We start from the raw sequence: 14,908 nt of genomic DNA, 5'->3' as shown, positions 1-14,908 counted from the left end.
GGTCATGCGGCGGCCCTCATAGGAGCCCGCTGAAGGCCCGCCGAGAGAAGCCAGTGCGCGACGTAAGCCTCGACGTGCCGACGGGCTTCCTCGGCGTTCTCATGCCGGCTCGTGCCGCGTTCGCCGAGATAGTAGACGGCGAGGGCGTGATCGCGATCGCGGCGCACGACGGCGACCTGAACGGCACCGATGCGCGCCGTCGCGAAGTGCCCCTCGGGGGTGCTCCACTCGATCACTTCGGCACCCCGGCGGCCTTGATCTCGGTCAGGGCCGAGTGAATGAGTTCATCGACGATCGTCACGAGCTTCTTCGCCCGCTCGGGGTCGGACGCATGAAGCTGAGCCGAGGGCCGGAACTTCGTCGGGATCGCGAGCAGGCGGGCGCGCGCGTTGGCGATCTCGTCGCTCAGAACCTTCGCGATCATGTCGATCGGGGCGACGGCATCCATGTCGCGGGCGAAGTCGAGTTCGGCCGACTTGGCGTTCGCGACCTCTTTGCGGCGCTTCGCCTCGTCGAGGGTGATATGCCCCTCGGCCTGTTCGTCGCCGCCCTTCTCGTCGCCGAAGGCGTTGCCGCGCGTGCGCCGGGTCGCCCGAGCCTTCTTCACGAGCCATGCGTGAACCTCGGCCGAATCAAACTGCCACGGCACGCCCTTCGCGCCTTGCTGGCGCGCCGGAAGGCCGTCTTTGATCCACGTATCGACCGTGGGGAGCGAGTAACCGAACGTCTCGGCGACCTCGGCGCGATTGAGAATCCGCCCCATCGCTCAGGCGTCCACGATGCCGGCGAAGATCGCCGAGACGACGAGCCCGAGCGCGACGCCATCCTCGTGCGAGACGGCAGCGAAGAGCGCCAGGATCAGAAGGATCGTGATCGCGATGCGCCGGGCCATTACAGGCGCCATGCGAGCACGAGCCCGATCGGGGCCACGCCGTAGCGGCCCGGCTTCGGATCACGCCAGGGGGTCACGTTGAACGTCACGCCCCGGTGGAGCAAGCCGTTCGCCCAGGTGCGGACGGGGGCGACGAGGCCCTTGTCGGACGGGTGCCGCATCGTCCCGACGACGAGCGGCCCGAGCACGAAGCCGGCGCGGCTCATGACTCGGTCGCCGCGACGGCCGCGCCGAGCGCGATGAAGAGGGCGATCACGACGCCGACGAAGGCGAGGACCGGGGCCAGGATCACGGCGACGATCGTGAAGACGACCGCCCCGGCGAGGGCGCGCAGCATGTCAGGAGTCCTTCGAGGGGCGAGCGCGCATGACGATCTCGCAAGCGGCGGCGAGAGCGCCGGGGCTGCCCATGATCTTCAGGGCGTCGAGGAAGGCGGCGAGCAGCGGCGTCACGGAACGGCCCCGAGCATGTGGAAGAGGGCGAGGGCGGCGACGGCCACGAAGCCGAGCGCGGCGAGGACGAAGACGACGAGCATCACGGCGAGGGCTCGGATCAGCTTCTCGACATCGACGGCCATCACAGGCACTCCCAAGGGGGGTCGATCGCCTCGCCCGTGAGGGTGTCGAAGACGAGCGAGCCGGTCAGGGGGAGGCCGAAGCCGAGCCATTCGACGACGAACGGGCGCACGAAGTACGGGCCGCGCTCGTCGGTCAGGTCGTCGAGGCCGGTATCGACGAACGACCCGTCACGGTTCAGCGGCACCGTGCGGCGGCCGACGAAGGGGAGGATCACGCCGAAGAGGGGAAGGCCGAGGACGCGCATCACGCGGCCCTCGCCGCGGCACGCTCGGCGGCTCGCGCCATCGCGGCGATCTGCATATCGACGACAGCGGCAAGCTCGGCCTTGCCGCCGTAGTTTCCGAGTTGCCGGTCGGGCACGGCGCCGAGGGCTTCGCTCGGATGCGAGGCCGCGGCGGCGGCGCCCTTCTTCGCGCGCGCATAGTCCTCGATCGAGCGGGAAACGCGCCAGATTTGACCGCCGAGGCGGCGGATCGCGGCGACCTCATTCGGGAACCGCACGTCGTCGAAGACGATCTTCTCGGGCTTCCGGCGAAGGACCGAGGCCGTCTCGGTATCGACCCAAAGATCTTCGTTAATCTCATCCCGGCCCCATTCGGTGCCGAGGGTCTTCATCGCGTGGCGCGGGGAGCGGCCGTTGAGCAGCGGCGAGGGGACCTCTTTCAGGTCGCCTTCGATCATCCTCTCGATCGTCGCCTCATCCGCCCCGCGGTAGCGGAGCAGCGTGCGGAGCATTTCCTTCAGGGCGTTCGCGAACTTGCCGCGCTCGAAGCCGTGGCGCGAGATCAGTCGCTCGGCCGCCGTCGATTTCCCTGATCCGGCGAGGCCGGTGATTCCCACGACGAGCATCCGGCCCTTCCCCGAGACTTGACGGGGCGGAAGATGCACACGGCCGAGCCGGTCGGCGGGGTCGTTTTGGTATCCCTCATATAACTATGAGACATGGCGTACTGATAATTAGGCGGCATAAACCTAACGAGCACGCCACAAGGCGAGCTTCATATAAAGCTTTCGTTTTAAGTTTGCTAACTTTAATCGCATCTTATAAGTCAAGCTTTTATGAGCTCTCGCCTTTTTATTCATCGCAACTAACTGTTTATGACCTCTTTTTTCTTTTGAACTCCACGACCTTTTGCCTATGTAGGTAGTCATCATTCTCTTTCTCAGATCATTTAACTGCAAGAGAAAAGCCGTCAGTTTAATATCTGCATGATTCTTTGCGGCTATAGCAATATTACCTGGGTGGTCATAGCTGTAGTAGCTAGAGGATTGCACTGAATCTAGCTCTGCATTTATTGCTGTAATTTCGCGTTCAATCAATGATATGCGTATTGCAATTTCGCCTTCAAGCATATGAAGTTTTGCATCATCCAAATCTTGAGCGATTTTTTTGTCCAATGGGCGTATCTTCACGTTGGGAACAATATCATCATGAATGTCGTCTTTGATGTTCCAAAGGTAGAGATTTTCTGCCGCTTCTACTCGATATTTGTGCTCGATCTCTACGAGCAATGGTAGTATTTTTAAGCAGAGCGCTTTTGCTTCTTTATTTTCAGCTCGATCTGCTTCTTTTCGTTTAAGGTAGTCACCAATGAAGCTTTGCCAAATGCCGCCTCCAAGGGCGCCTGACACTACACTCGTACCAACCGTGAAGAGTGAATCGAGGTCCAGACCGATGGGCATTCAAAATCCATTTTTCAATGGGTATCAGCATCAAGCTTGTTATGCAGAATTTCGAGTAGGGTAGGGAGTCAGAAAATAGTGCTTTCTCAATTCTATCTAGCGGAGGACCGGGATCGCGCGTTACCCGCAGGGGGCGGCCCCCCGGAGGGACCCAAGCGTTGCTGATATGCAACATCACTGTGACATATATGTTTGTCAACTCATTCTTGTAGAACAATCTTCCTTTCTTCTGCTTTCGCACAAGTATTCGGTCGTCCATGCAAGTCTAGTCTTCATCGTCTCATGTCGCATCGCACATCGCCTCAAGTGTTGCGCAATAGAGGCATGGCATAGGGTGCGTGCATGGTAAGGGTGCGTTAAGCATGGGCCGTGCATCATCCGTCGTCGTCCATCATATCCGTTGCATCCGTCGATGCCTCGAAGTATTGTCTCTTCATCGCTCTTCGCTCTCACAGTCTTCGAGAGATCAGTTCGGTCTAGAGCTTTTACCTTCAGAGGTTTCGTCTCATGCTTCGCGCGCTTGCCCGTGACGCCTTCGAACTCGTGTGCCTTGCGTCCTTCGCTCTCGGCGTTGCGTGCGTCTCGTATGCCTTCACGCATCCATGATCTTAGTTTGATCTTCTTCCTTCATCAGCACACATGACAAAGCCCGACCGATAAGGCCGGGCTTTTTCTATGGAGCAAGCCGTAGGTCAGGGGCTCAGTCGAAGGCCGCCGTGCCATCGCTCATGACCCGAGGCACGTCAGCCCCGGCCGAGAAGAGGCGAAGGCCCGGCTTCCCCCTGACGGTCAGCTTCACGGTCGCGGTCTGAAGCAAGCCGGACTCGGTGAGCGACACGATCGTCTCGTCGAGGTCGGCCGCCGAGGGCCGAGGTCGCGGCAACGCACGGCGAAGGTCCGTCTTCACGAGACCCGCCTTCCCCGCCTTCCCCACGAGGGCGACGATACGCTCGGGCAACGGCAACCCCGCGGCGACCTTCTTCGGCTTCACCTTTCTCGGGGCGACGACCGAGACCCGGCTTTCCCGCGCCAGGATCGGATTGCGCCGCATGACGACCGCCATCACGTCGGCATGGAACGTGCGCCACAACGCCGCGCGAGCGCCCCCGAGATCGAGGCCCTTGTCGAAGTGCCGTTGCATGATCGCCGAGAGCAGGCGGGACGCCTCGGCCTCGACGGACCTATTCGCTCGCATCGGCTCGGCCTCACGAGACCCCACGATCTCGGCGAGGCGGTGCATGTGAGGCGACACCGCACGAAGGAACTGATCGAGCGGCACGTCGGCAGGGGGCTCGAAGAGCCTGCTCGTCGGCACGGTAGCGAAGATCCGCACGACGGCGCCGTTCCTGACCGGGAAGATCAGCCTCTTCCCCCTGAGCGCCTTCACGATCGCGGGCCTGTCCTCGGGTGCGATCCACGGGAGGCACTGTTCCTCGAATTGCCACAACGGAACGCCGTCCGTCGGTGCGCTCGCCATGAACGACGACACGGCAGATTGAAGCGCCTCCCATCGCAGACCTAGGCGACGGACTTCCGGCATGATCGGCATTCTCAGGGGTCCTTCGGTTGAGTCGTCTCCATATAGGAAAAGGGGGTTAAAAGAGCCATCCCTTATCCCCTATATGTTTCCCCCCCTTATATCTTCTTATACATACTGCACTCTGACCTCATAGGTCGTTTTTCTTTCCTGAACGATTTCAATGGGGTGTTAGTTCGGAGGGTTCGCCGTGTGGATAAGTCTGACCCGCGAACCAAGCCCCCACCCCGACGATACCACACCGCCGACGGTATCTGTCTCGATTGCGTAGACGGTCCGTTCATAACGGTTGACCTGATCCGTTGTTTCCGTCATATCCAACGGACCGGCCCACGGGCCGCCCACCCCGACGACGAGGCGCAACGTGAACGCCCTGCCTACCAGCCCGGCCGAGCAATCGGTCGGCCCCTATCCGCTTGCGCCCGGCGCAAAAGAGCGGGGCGGGGCTTCAGCGGCCTCGGCCGCCATGATCTCGGGTCGCGCGGCGACCCTTCGCGCGAGGGTGATCGTCGCCCTCGCGATGGCGGGCAACATGACCGCCGACGAGACGGCCGCCCTCTTGGGGGAATCGGTGCTCTCGGTGCGCCCCCGCTTCACGGAACTCTTCGCCCTCGGCGAGATCGAGAAGACTGCCGAGCGCCGCCCCAACACGAGCGGCCACGATGCGACCGTGTGGAAGCTGACCCCCACCGCAACCCGGAAGTTCGCGTGATGCTCGACTGCCCCGCCCCCACGCGCCCCGCGATCCGCGACTTCGCCAGCCCGCCCCCCGAGCCCGCTCCCCGGCTTGCTCCCCCGGCCCCCCAACCCCCCGCGATCACGGCGCCCGAGCCGCGCTTCGCGATCATCCGTGGTCGCATCCTTGGCGAGGCGAACCCCGAGACGATGGGGCCGGCGTGGATCGTCCGCATCGACCGCGAGGCCCCGAAGTCGCTGATCGGCTTCCTGCTCAATGAGCACGGCGAGCCCGACGTGATCCGGGTCAGCCTCTATGACCGCTCGCCGAACGTGTTCGGTCAGCATCGCGAGCCCGGCCGCTTCGAGAAGCGCCGCGAGATCGCCCGGTTCGACAGCTTCGAGCAGGCCCGCTTCGCCCTCGTCGCCGGTCGCGCCGGATGGGACTCGGCGAGCCTCCACCGCCTCGAAGAACTGAAGGTTCTCGTCGAGGACCGGAAGAAGGTGCTGACGGCCGAGCGGGCTCGCCTGATCGAGGCCGTGAACCGCGCCCTCGGGCCGATGACGAAAGACCTGAACGACGCCCTCGCCAGCGCGAAGGCCGAAGCCGAGCGCGTCGTGAATCGTCGCAACGCCCTGATGCGGGCCGCGATCGAGCCCCGCGGGAGCATGGCCGCATGACCGAGAACGACAACCTCTCGGGCGACGAGATCGCCTTGATCCGCGCGGCCCTCGGCCTCGATACGAAGACCACGGCGCACCGCAATCGCACCGCCTGGAACTCGGGACGGCCAACCTTCCCGGTCGCGATGCGCCTCGCAAGGCTCGGCCTGCTCGTCGAGGATCACGCCGCGAACTATGGCCGAATGGTCGTCTTCCGCGTGACCGAGGCCGGCATGAATGCCGTCGGTATCGTCCGCCCGAAGAAGGCCCTGCTCGCCCTCGTGCCGAGGGTGTGCGCCCCGCTCCCGCTCGCCGCCTAGTAAGGCGACAGCAACGCCCGTCTATGGGCGACTTAAATAACCTCCCCGTCTACGGCCTTTGATCTCATACCGGACAGGCCGAGGGGCGGCGCCCTTCAACAATACAGCGAAACAAAACCCGCCGTGAGCGGGATCGGGGAAGCTATGTCCGAAGTCTCGAAGCTCGAAGAGCAAAACGTCGTCCTGATCGACGCCCTTCAGGGGATCATGGAAATCTCGGCTGACGCCCTGAGCGTAGACGAGAACTCGGTTCACGCTACGGCCGCCGACGCCCTTGCCGACCTCGCTTCGGGCGACCTGAGCGCCGTGCGTGCCGCCGGCAACGTTCTGATGCGGCACGCCCACGACCGGAGTTCCGAGGCCGGATGGTGGATCGACCCCGAGACGGGGACCGACCTGAGCGAGTCTAGCGCCTTCCCGTACATCGTCGCCTCGAAGCTCATGCTGATCGTGAGCGAGATCGCCGAAGGCATGGAAGGCCACCGCAAGGGACTGATGGACGACAAGCTGCCCCATCGCCCGATGCTCGAAGTCGAACTCGCCGACGCCGTGCTTCGGATCGGTGATCTCGCCGGCAAGCTGAAGCTCGATCTCGGCGGCGCCATTGCCGAGAAGAGCGCCTTCAACGTGACCCTGGCGGATCATCAGCCCGGCGCCCGTCAGGCGCACGGCGGCAAGAAGTATTGAGGGCCGGGCCGTGAAGCTCTCGGACCTCCCCCGCGTCGGTGAACTGAAGAAGTCGCGAGACTATCTTCGCGACCTTCACATGAACGCCAGGGCAAAGCCGATCCTCGTCTTGAACGGCTTCGATCTTCGTCCCGATCTCGTCGCCGCCCTGAAGCCCGCCCTGATCGACGTGATCGGCGTGGCGATTGAGGCGATCGACCGCGACCTCGCCGGCCTCGGCGTCGAGGTCTGACCCCTTCCCCCCTCCACCACACGAAGAAAGCCCGCCCCATGTCGAAGAAGAACGCCGCCGCCATGAACGACGGCCTCTATTACATCAGCCGCCGCAATATCAGCCCGTCCCACGGGTCGAGCCTGAAGAAGCTGATGCGCGGCGCCCGCATCGCCGCCGGTCTGCGCCCGCTGAAGATGCCGCGCCGTCAGTTCCTCCCGGCCGCCTTCTACATCGACGCCAACCTCGGCCGCGTCCTCGTGCTGAAGGCGTTCGACCTCCACCCGACCAAGGGCTTCCGCTCGGTCCCCGACGCTCCGCTTCAGTTCCGCGCCGCCTGATCCGCCCTCGCACGAGCAGGAACCCGCACCCATGAGCGCCACGGACACCGCCCCGGCCCCCGTCGTCGATGCGAGCAGCGTCGCCGCCGATCAGTTGAAGGCTTTCATTGAACGGATCGAACGCCTTCACGAAGAGATCGCCGGGCTGAAGGCCGACATGAAAGACGTTTACGCCGAGGCCAAAGGCACCGGCTTCGACGTGAAGGCTCTTCGCAAGATCATCGCCCTGCGCCTGAAGGATCACGCCGAGCGCCAGGAAGAGGAAGCGATCCTTGAACTCTACATGCAAGCCCTCGGGATGGTCTGAGAGCACGAAAGCAACTTCGAACCGGGCCGACCCTCCAATGATCCTCGTCGTTCTATTCTGTTCCGCCCTGACCGGCGAGTGCCAGGAAGACCGCTTCCCCCTTCCGGGGGAAGTCACCCCGACCCAATGCTTCGCGAAGGCTGAAGCCGCCATCGCCAAGCGGGCCGAGCTTCACGAGGGCGAGACGGTCGCCCGGTTCGGGTGCGCCCGGTCCCGCCGCCTCAAAGCCGAGGCGCGCCCGTGAGCCGGCGAGACCGTATCCGCGAGAAGATCGCGGCCCGCACGGTCGAAGTCCCCGGCCTGCTCGATACGCCCTGTCACGTTTGGACGGGGCCGACCTCGGGCGAGACGGGTCGGGGCTCGGGGTATCCCCGAATGAGCCTCGACGGTGGAACGGTCGCCGTCCACATCACGGCATGGGTCAATGAAAACGGGCTCGTGCCGCCTCGTAAACAGATAGATCACAAGTGCCGAAACCGGCTTTGTGTTCGTGAGGATCATCTAGAGATGGTCACTCACAAAGAAAATCAGAAGCGCCGAGACAGTAGTCGCGCCGCTCTGATCTGCGAATACACTTCCCACGAAGAAACGAGGATTGCAGCATGAAACAGGGCCTCTTGATCGCTGCCGCGGTGATCGCCCTTCCGATCGCCGTCGCGGCGTATTCGACCTTCTCGTCGATCGTGTCGGCCCCGAGCCGGGTCATCAATAAGACCCTTCAGACCGAAAATATCGTTCAGTCTTACGAATGGTTCCACGACGTAAACGCGCAATTCAACGTGCGCGCTGCTCAGGTCGCCGGGCACAAGACGCTCGCCGATGCTGAGAAAGACGCTTCCGAGCGCGTGCGTCTTCGGATCGAACTCTCGTCGCTTCGCGCCTCGTGCCTCGATCTCGCGAACCGCTTCAACGCCAACTCGGCGAAGGTCAATAAGTCGATCTTCAAGCACGGCGACGTGCCCGAGACCCTGAACCCCGCCTCGTGCCAGTGAGCCCCGCCATGAAGCGCGCCCTGACCCTCGCCGTCCTCGCTCTCGCCCTGACCGCCTGCAACGTGCCGGCGTCGCCCGCCCCGACCGTGAAGAACGCTCAGGCGAAGAAGGCGGCCGAAGCCGCGAACTCGATCACGTTCGTCGAGAACGCCGAGATCGACAATATCAAGCGCCGGATCGAGCAGACCTCCCGCCCCGGCGCCATGGGCTTCGTGATCCTGCTCAACCAGTCCGGTCAGCCCGTCATGTATGAGGGCGTCAAGGGCAAGATCACTTCCGGCTCGAAGCGCCTGACCGACCCGACCTCGATCGTGCGGAAGGTTCAGCCCGGCAACGCCGCCGACACGTACCTCGCGACCCCGGCCCCGTCCGACGAGGGCACGTTCGGCTCGTCGGGCGAATATGTCTTCTACTGGAATCAGAACGACGAATATCGCCAGTGGAACGGATCGTATCTCTACAGCGACAAGCCGTTTCGTCTTCGCGTCGAGCCCCTGGTCGTCAACGTCAACTGACCGGCTTGCCCCGATAGTCTTCACCCGAGGCGGCTGAAGCCCCTCAAACCTTCGAGAAAATCATGAGCACGAATTGCACCGCGGGCCGCGCGCCCGTGAACGGCGGAGCCTTGCCCGGCCCGATCCTCGCCCGCCTCGTCGAAGAGCTTTTCGAGCGGGTCGACTTCAGTAAGGACTCGATCGACGGCCTTCGCGAGACGGTGCGCGATCAGCACGTCGCGCTCGACGCCTGCCGTCGCGAACGCAACAGCCTCGAAGCGACCCTGATCTCGGTCGCCCGACAGCGCGACGCCGCCATTCACGTCGCCGAGGTCAACGCCCGCTCGGGCGGCATGTACGCCGCCGAGGCCCAGCGGGGCGAGCGTCACCTTCGCATCGCCGAGGCGGCGATCGTTGACCTCTCGAAGGCGATCGGGCGGGCCTACCTTTGCGCGACCGGCCTCGGCTCGATCCACGACGTTTCGACCGTGCTCGGCCCCTACGTCCCCGAGGGCGTTGCGCTCGCCAGGGCGACCGACAGCGAGACCCTGAAGGACGCCCTCGCCGCGGTCGTGCTGATCGCTCAGGACGCCCCGCACGGGATCGCCGACGGTCACTTCGAGCGGATCATCACGGTCGCCGAGAAGCATCTTCCCCGCGACGATGCCGACGAGGCGCCCGCCCCCTCGTCGCTCCCGCCGGGCTTCGTCGAGATCGACCCGGCCTCGCTCCCGCCCGAGGTCCGCGAGGCCGTGATCGCCAGGGCCGGCCCCGACGCCCGGTTCTATGAGGTCGACGCGAGCGAGGTCCCCGGCGACGTGTTTCGGGCGATCTATGGGATCGGCCGCCAGCCCGAGCCCGAGATCGACCCGACCCCCGAGGTCGAGCCCGAGCCCTTCTTCACGGAAGAAGAGAACTTCATCCTCGAAGCGGCCGAGCAGCAAGGGTTTCACTGCGTCGACCATGCCGGGCTCTATACCGCCTCGGCGGCGACGGTCATCCGCATGGTGCGTGCCGCTCGCGAGCAGGGCCGCCGGGACGTGACGGCGGGCGTTCAGGCTCTCACGCGCGCCCGTAACACCCTGAGCCAAGCGCGGGGCGAGAGCCCGACTGACGTGCTGAGTCCGGCCCGTGACCGCGCGATCGGCCTGACGATCGAGGCGATCGACGCCGCGGTCGAAGGGCTGATGAAGTGAAGCGCCTGGCGCTCATGGCGTTCGCCGTGGCGGCTTTTGCCGCCCCGGCCCTCGCCGACGGGAGCGAGGGCGTTCACGCCCTCGTCGATCACTACGCCGCCAAGCACGGCGTTCCCGGCCGCATCGCTCACGGCGTCGTCAGGGTCGAGTCGGGATACCGCTGCAACGCCCGCAACCGGAGCGGCGCCGCGGGGCTCGGTCAGCTTATGCCCCGCACCGCTCGCGCCCTCGGGGTCCGCAATCCCCTCGACTGCCGTCAGAACCTCGACGGGGCGATGCGCTACCTTCGCGAGGCCCTGAGCCGGGGCGGCGCCGGGTGCGCGGGGATCAGCCTTTACAACCGCGGGACCTACGCCCGCCCGGTTTGCACGGCCTACGGCCGCAAGGTTCTCGGGGGGCATTCATGACCGGATTTCACACCTTCGAGATCATCCGCCCGATCATGAGCAACGGCCGCCCGCCGATGCCGATCGTTCCGATCGAGCGCGTGCGCCCCTCGCCCCCGCCCCGGATCGAAAAGCGCGGGCTCGGCCCGGCGATCCCGCTCCCGCCCGAGCCGGCCTTCGTCGAGCCCCCCGCCCCGGCGCCCCTGAACCTCGCCCCGGTTCTCGCGACCGGCCTCCCGTCCAACGGCGCGAACGCCCCGATCGCGCCCGTGATCCGCGCCGTCTGTCATGGGACGGGGATGCACGTTGCAGCCATGAAGAGCGAGCGCCGCACGGCGCCGATCGTGAAGTCCCGGCAAATCGCCTTCTACGTCAGCCGCCGCTTCACCGGCCGCTCGCTCCCGCAAATCGGCAAGGCGTTCGGCGACCGGGATCACACGACCGTCTTGCACGGCTGCAAGCGCGTCGAGGCCGTCGTGAGGAAGTACGGGCGCCCGGCCGAGGATACCGTCGAGGCGTGGATCGCCCACCTTTGGAAGCTCGAATGGCCGAAGGGGACGGCATGACCCGCCCGAGCGTCGAGGCATGGGCCGAGTCGATCAACGCCGCTTGCGCGATGTTTGCCGAGGCCGGCGTCGAGACCATCCCCCTCCCACCCCTGGACTGAGCCCCATGCGCCGCCCCCCTTTCGCCGTCGGCGATCTCGTCGAACTGAAGTCGGGCTCGCCCGATATGACCGTGACCGCCGTCACGGATGAATCCGTGTGCGTCGCATGGTGCGGGACCGACGACACCGGGACGCTTCATCAGACCGAGCTTCCGATTGGCGCCCTTCAGAAGTGCGAGCCCGTCACCCCGGAAAGCACGGGCCGCCCTCGCACGCCTCCGGTAAGCGGCGGCTTCGGCGGTCGCGGTACGAACCGGCTCGGCTTCGACCTCGATGACGATATTCCCTTTTAATCCATCCGTCATATCCGTTGACAGGGCCGACTTAATCACCCATGTCAACGGAAGAGCGAACGGACGCCGAGGGACAGAGCCATGACCGAGACGAAGAAGCTTCACGGGATCAAAGAACTCGCCGTCGGTCGTTCCGACACCTTCCGACTCTCGCTTGACGACCTCCACGTCAGAGCGGGATGGAACGCCCGCGAGTATGACTTCGACCCGGCCGACGAAGACGACCTCGCCCTCGCGCGCTCAATCGCCGAGAACGGCGTGCGCGAGACGATGACGGCCATCTTCGAGGACGGGAAGGTCTACGTCACGAACGGGCACCGCCGCCGCGGGGCCGCGCTATACGCCCGCGACGTGCTCGGTGCCGAGATCAAGAGCGTCCCGGTTCAGACCGAGGCCCGCTATTCGAGCGAGGCCGATCACGTCCTGAGCCAAATCGTCAGGAACGCGGGCAAGCCGCTCTCGCCCTTCGAGAAGGGGAAGGTCTTCAAGCGCCTGATCGACCTCGGGTGGAGCGAGGACGAGATCGGGACGAAGACCGGCATGACGAAGAACCGGGTCGTTCAGCTTCTCACGGTTCAGGCGGCGCCCGAGGGCGTGAAGGCTCTCGTGCGTGACGGCTCGGTTTCGACCGACCTCGCGCTGAAGGCGGTCAGGGCCGCGGACGGCAACGGCGAGGCCGCGGTCGCAAACCTGACCGAGGCCGTCGAGACGGCGAAGGCGGCCGGCAAGACGAAGGCGACCGCGAAGCATCTCGACGGCGGCCCCTCGAAGATGACGCTGAAGAAGGCCGTGAAAGAAGCTTTCGGCGTCGCCGACGTGAGCGAGCGCGACGAGGAGTCGGTGACGATCAGCATCCCGCGGGCCTACTATGACCGCCTTCGCGAAGCGGCGGGGCTCTAACCGCGGCTTGGGTCTTGATCCTCTATATCTCGGCGTATGGCAGCGACGGCGGCAACGCCCTCGCGACGGCGCAGTTCGCGACCCTCGATCTATGCGAGGCGGCGGCGCGCGAGGCGGCCGGGTTTCCGACTCGCTATACGAACCGGGTCCATCATCGGTGCGTCCGCGCCAATTAGAGAGGCGCCAGGGCCGACGAGCGCCTAACCCCCACGATCACACGCAAAGGGCGCTCACGGGCGCCCTGAACGTTTCTGAAGGCCCAATGAGAAGCGTCGGCCGAGTTCCCCCGGCCGACGCATTCAAATCAGTTCACGTTCAGTTTGTTGCGATTAAGGTGGATCGCGTTCCAATTTTCAAACTGTTTAACGGTCTGAAAAAGAACCATGGCGCACAAGCCAAGGTCGGAAGGCGAGAGCATAAGGCACTCGCCTTCCAGTGCCGCGCCCGCTAGTTGCTCGGCCAGAGCAAGGGCGTGTTCGAAACCGTGAATGTCTTCGAAGTCTTGGTTCTGCATTTGAAGCCTACATGATGAGACAGATTGACGACAGGTATTCGACCCGCCGAAATCGTCGCAATCACAAGGTTTCCGCAGAACAACTTCAGGAAACGGTCGATCGTCGTCTTCCATGAAGACATGCGGTCTTCAGTGGAGCCGCGACGATTCAAGAGCCGGCCCGCGTAGCGAACTTCCATCGCATCACGTCGAGACTCGTGCAAACGCTGCTCATTGAGTGAGGAATCTCGAATTTGCTTGACGCGCTGAATAGCACGCTCACGCAAAATTTCTCCGCGCTGAATCCAAGCCTTCCAGCCGAAGAAGTCGCATTGATAATTGTTGACGAAATATTCCCACGAACCATAGGTAAGCGAATGCCAAATGGTCGCGAACGGCCCTCGCTCGTATTCTGCAAAGCTGACCGTCATCACAACGTCTCGGCCCCCGGTTCGGATCGACACATGGAACCGGGCGAATGAAACGTCAAGCCCCCCGCCGACGGAGGTCCGTCGCTTTGACGACGGATGCGATCCTAGAGCTTCCCTAGCGCCCGCTCGAAGTGACCGCTGAACCGGGCCGAGACGACGCCCTTGACCGCCCCGAACATATCCCACTCTTGTTTGATATCGACCGCCTCGCCGCGAAGGATTCCGAGAACCTGGAGGGGAGTCCGCTTCTTCGACTTGCGGCGCACGATCAGGACTTGATTGCCGCTCTTCGAGAGAATGTTGAACGTCTTCCGCTTCTGACCGCCGACGCGCTTCAACTTCCGGCTGACGGCCGTGTGCGTCGGGTACTCGCCGATCCCGCCGTAAGGCATAATCATCAGGCCGCCCGACGACAGCCGACCGCGGGAGTCCCGGCTCTTGCTGATCGTCAACGCCCGCTCGGGGGGCTTCGGCTTCCCGGCGCCGATAACGTGGCGCTCCATGTATTTATCGACCGACCCGACGCGCGCGGACATCGACCCGGCTGACGCCGACTTGAGCCTGACGCCCTTCGGCACCCACCCGTTGCGAAGGTGGAAGACGCCAGGGACCTGACCCTTCAGCGCCAGTTGCGAGTCCTGCGCCGTGAAGGTCAGGGCCTTCGCGGCGGCCGTCTTCGCCTTGCCCTTGACCACAGCGAGCCGGGCGAGGTCTTTCGCGTCGAGGCGGACTTGAAGCTGAACGCTCATCAGGCGGCCGGGAGTCGGGCGCGAACCTCGGCCTCGACGAGATCGGCGAGAGCTTCGGGCGTATCAGCCCGCGGGTTCATGACCTCGAAGCCGAGGGCTTCAAGCCGGGCGTGCCGATCCTTCTGTTCCTTCGAGCGCGAGCCCTTCTTCGCCTTCAACTCGATCGAGAGCAGGCGACCGCCGACGATGTATACCCGAACGTCAGTTTCTCCCGCCATCAGGCCGGTCGCCTTCGCCGTCTGGCGCTCGGCCTGCGATCTCTTCGCGGCGGCCATGTCACCGGCACAAGTAAGAGGGCACCCTTCGGCTTCCATCTTGTGAAGCCGGGCCACAACCTCGGCCTGAAAGCGCCACTCGGGCACGCGATTGACGACACGGGTTTTCATGCATCCGGCATACCGGCACCCTCGATC

30 protein-coding genes are annotated in these 14,908 nt (G+C 64.3%); 17 read left to right on the top strand and 13 right to left on the bottom strand.

The features are described from left to right. Window positions 1-2: 2 nt before the first annotated feature. From MFF01_RS13615 to MFF01_RS13580, 10 genes are all read right to left on the bottom strand, one after another. Entirely contained in the window at window positions 3-236 is a 234-nt protein-coding gene (locus tag MFF01_RS13615; RefSeq protein WP_238226188.1) for a hypothetical protein, read from the bottom strand. Next, a complete protein-coding gene (locus tag MFF01_RS13610) occupies window positions 233-763 on the bottom strand; it encodes a terminase small subunit (protein ID WP_238226186.1) in 531 nt (176 codons plus the stop codon). Before MFF01_RS13610 ends, MFF01_RS13615 begins: the two co-directional genes overlap by 4 nt. A 3-nt stretch (window positions 764-766) precedes the next feature. Further along, complete coding sequence (locus MFF01_RS13605; RefSeq protein WP_238226184.1) at window positions 767-904, bottom strand: hypothetical protein; 138 nt, start codon at window positions 902-904, stop codon at window positions 767-769. Beyond that, on the bottom strand, window positions 892-1,098 hold the full coding sequence (locus tag MFF01_RS13600; protein WP_238226182.1) for a hypothetical protein: 207 nt from the start codon (window positions 1,096-1,098) through the stop codon (window positions 892-894). Before MFF01_RS13600 ends, MFF01_RS13605 begins: the two co-directional genes overlap by 13 nt. After that, window positions 1,095-1,229, bottom strand: a complete 135-nt coding sequence (locus tag MFF01_RS22080) for a hypothetical protein (protein WP_283207193.1) — start codon at window positions 1,227-1,229, stop codon at window positions 1,095-1,097. Before MFF01_RS22080 ends, MFF01_RS13600 begins: the two co-directional genes overlap by 4 nt. A gap of 111 nt (window positions 1,230-1,340) precedes the next feature. Then, window positions 1,341-1,469, bottom strand: coding sequence for a hypothetical protein (locus tag MFF01_RS22075; RefSeq protein WP_283207192.1), 129 nt, complete (start codon window positions 1,467-1,469; stop codon window positions 1,341-1,343). Further along, on the bottom strand, window positions 1,469-1,717 hold the full coding sequence (locus MFF01_RS13595; RefSeq protein ID WP_238226181.1) for a hypothetical protein: 249 nt from the start codon (window positions 1,715-1,717) through the stop codon (window positions 1,469-1,471). Before MFF01_RS13595 ends, MFF01_RS22075 begins: the two co-directional genes overlap by 1 nt. Continuing rightward, on the bottom strand, window positions 1,714-2,310 hold the full coding sequence (locus MFF01_RS13590) for a nucleoside/nucleotide kinase family protein (RefSeq protein ID WP_238226179.1): 597 nt from the start codon (window positions 2,308-2,310) through the stop codon (window positions 1,714-1,716). Before MFF01_RS13590 ends, MFF01_RS13595 begins: the two co-directional genes overlap by 4 nt. A gap of 132 nt (window positions 2,311-2,442) precedes the next feature. Next, window positions 2,443-3,153, bottom strand: coding sequence for a hypothetical protein (locus MFF01_RS13585; protein WP_238226177.1), 711 nt, complete (start codon window positions 3,151-3,153; stop codon window positions 2,443-2,445). A 700-nt stretch (window positions 3,154-3,853) separates the two neighbouring features. Further along, window positions 3,854-4,702 carry a hypothetical protein gene (locus MFF01_RS13580; protein ID WP_238226175.1) on the bottom strand — a complete coding sequence of 283 codons (849 nt, stop codon included), beginning with the start codon at window positions 4,700-4,702 and terminating at the stop codon, window positions 3,854-3,856. Window positions 4,703-5,054: 352 nt separating this feature from the next. Here MFF01_RS13580 and MFF01_RS13575 point away from each other — a divergent pair, with 352 nt between their 5' ends. The 17 genes from MFF01_RS13575 (at window position 5,055) to MFF01_RS13495 (ending at window position 12,998) form a co-directional block, all read left to right on the top strand. Continuing rightward, window positions 5,055-5,402 carry a hypothetical protein gene (locus MFF01_RS13575; protein WP_238226173.1) on the top strand — a complete coding sequence of 116 codons (348 nt, stop codon included), beginning with the start codon at window positions 5,055-5,057 and terminating at the stop codon, window positions 5,400-5,402. Then, window positions 5,402-6,046, top strand: coding sequence for a hypothetical protein (locus MFF01_RS13570; protein ID WP_238226170.1), 645 nt, complete (start codon window positions 5,402-5,404; stop codon window positions 6,044-6,046). The genes MFF01_RS13575 and MFF01_RS13570 overlap by 1 nt, the downstream gene beginning before the upstream one ends. Continuing rightward, window positions 6,043-6,348: a hypothetical protein gene (locus MFF01_RS13565; protein WP_238226168.1), complete on the top strand. Its 306-nt coding sequence runs from the start codon at window positions 6,043-6,045 to the stop codon at window positions 6,346-6,348. The genes MFF01_RS13570 and MFF01_RS13565 overlap by 4 nt, the downstream gene beginning before the upstream one ends. A 144-nt stretch (window positions 6,349-6,492) precedes the next feature. Continuing rightward, window positions 6,493-7,035 carry a nucleoside triphosphate pyrophosphohydrolase family protein gene (locus MFF01_RS13560; RefSeq protein WP_238226166.1) on the top strand — a complete coding sequence of 181 codons (543 nt, stop codon included), beginning with the start codon at window positions 6,493-6,495 and terminating at the stop codon, window positions 7,033-7,035. A gap of 10 nt (window positions 7,036-7,045) precedes the next feature. Next, window positions 7,046-7,267 (top strand): radical SAM family protein, encoded by a 222-nt coding sequence (locus tag MFF01_RS13555; protein ID WP_238226164.1) that lies wholly within the window; start codon window positions 7,046-7,048, stop codon window positions 7,265-7,267. 38 nt (window positions 7,268-7,305) lie between these two features. Further along, entirely contained in the window at window positions 7,306-7,587 is a 282-nt protein-coding gene (locus MFF01_RS13550; RefSeq protein WP_238226162.1) for a hypothetical protein, read from the top strand. A gap of 31 nt (window positions 7,588-7,618) precedes the next feature. Then, window positions 7,619-7,894 (top strand): DUF2312 domain-containing protein, encoded by a 276-nt coding sequence (locus MFF01_RS13545; protein WP_238226160.1) that lies wholly within the window; start codon window positions 7,619-7,621, stop codon window positions 7,892-7,894. 37 nt (window positions 7,895-7,931) lie between these two features. Continuing rightward, window positions 7,932-8,138 (top strand): hypothetical protein, encoded by a 207-nt coding sequence (locus MFF01_RS13540; protein ID WP_238226158.1) that lies wholly within the window; start codon window positions 7,932-7,934, stop codon window positions 8,136-8,138. Then, window positions 8,135-8,500, top strand: coding sequence for an HNH endonuclease signature motif containing protein (locus MFF01_RS13535; RefSeq protein ID WP_238226156.1), 366 nt, complete (start codon window positions 8,135-8,137; stop codon window positions 8,498-8,500). Before MFF01_RS13540 ends, MFF01_RS13535 begins: the two co-directional genes overlap by 4 nt. Next, the gene (locus MFF01_RS13530) at window positions 8,497-8,886 is read left to right on the top strand and encodes a hypothetical protein (protein ID WP_238226154.1); all 390 of its coding nucleotides are present in this window, start codon (window positions 8,497-8,499) and stop codon (window positions 8,884-8,886) included. The genes MFF01_RS13535 and MFF01_RS13530 overlap by 4 nt, the downstream gene beginning before the upstream one ends. Before the next feature lie 8 nt (window positions 8,887-8,894). Beyond that, complete coding sequence (locus MFF01_RS13525; protein WP_238226152.1) at window positions 8,895-9,401, top strand: hypothetical protein; 507 nt, start codon at window positions 8,895-8,897, stop codon at window positions 9,399-9,401. A gap of 62 nt (window positions 9,402-9,463) precedes the next feature. Beyond that, window positions 9,464-10,576, top strand: coding sequence for a hypothetical protein (locus MFF01_RS13520; protein WP_238226151.1), 1,113 nt, complete (start codon window positions 9,464-9,466; stop codon window positions 10,574-10,576). Continuing rightward, window positions 10,573-10,983 (top strand): lytic transglycosylase domain-containing protein, encoded by a 411-nt coding sequence (locus MFF01_RS13515; RefSeq protein WP_238226149.1) that lies wholly within the window; start codon window positions 10,573-10,575, stop codon window positions 10,981-10,983. Before MFF01_RS13520 ends, MFF01_RS13515 begins: the two co-directional genes overlap by 4 nt. After that, on the top strand, window positions 10,980-11,528 hold the full coding sequence (locus tag MFF01_RS13510; protein ID WP_238226147.1) for a helix-turn-helix domain-containing protein: 549 nt from the start codon (window positions 10,980-10,982) through the stop codon (window positions 11,526-11,528). Before MFF01_RS13515 ends, MFF01_RS13510 begins: the two co-directional genes overlap by 4 nt. A gap of 106 nt (window positions 11,529-11,634) precedes the next feature. Then, entirely contained in the window at window positions 11,635-11,922 is a 288-nt protein-coding gene (locus MFF01_RS13505) for a DUF2158 domain-containing protein (RefSeq protein ID WP_283207191.1), read from the top strand. An 81-nt stretch (window positions 11,923-12,003) separates the two neighbouring features. After that, complete coding sequence (locus MFF01_RS13500; RefSeq protein WP_238226144.1) at window positions 12,004-12,822, top strand: ParB/RepB/Spo0J family partition protein; 819 nt, start codon at window positions 12,004-12,006, stop codon at window positions 12,820-12,822. Between the two features lie 14 nt (window positions 12,823-12,836). Continuing rightward, entirely contained in the window at window positions 12,837-12,998 is a 162-nt protein-coding gene (locus MFF01_RS13495) for a hypothetical protein (RefSeq protein ID WP_238226142.1), read from the top strand. A gap of 271 nt (window positions 12,999-13,269) precedes the next feature. Here the strand turns inward: MFF01_RS13495 and MFF01_RS13490 are convergent, their stop codons facing one another. The 3 genes from MFF01_RS13490 to MFF01_RS13480 form a co-directional block, all read right to left on the bottom strand. After that, a complete protein-coding gene (locus MFF01_RS13490; RefSeq protein WP_238226140.1) occupies window positions 13,270-13,746 on the bottom strand; it encodes a hypothetical protein in 477 nt (158 codons plus the stop codon). A 104-nt stretch (window positions 13,747-13,850) separates the two neighbouring features. Further along, entirely contained in the window at window positions 13,851-14,495 is a 645-nt protein-coding gene (locus MFF01_RS13485) for a hypothetical protein (protein WP_238226138.1), read from the bottom strand. Next, on the bottom strand, window positions 14,495-14,857 hold the full coding sequence (locus MFF01_RS13480; protein WP_238226136.1) for a VRR-NUC domain-containing protein: 363 nt from the start codon (window positions 14,855-14,857) through the stop codon (window positions 14,495-14,497). Before MFF01_RS13480 ends, MFF01_RS13485 begins: the two co-directional genes overlap by 1 nt. Between the last annotated feature and the right edge of the window lie 51 nt (window positions 14,858-14,908).

This window comes from Methylobacterium adhaesivum (assembly GCF_022179065.1).
In the GTDB taxonomy this organism is placed as follows: Bacteria; Pseudomonadota; Alphaproteobacteria; order Rhizobiales; family Beijerinckiaceae; genus Methylobacterium; species Methylobacterium adhaesivum.
The sequence above is the reverse complement of the archived record's forward strand: the minus strand, read 5'-3'. Positions and strand labels throughout refer to the sequence as shown.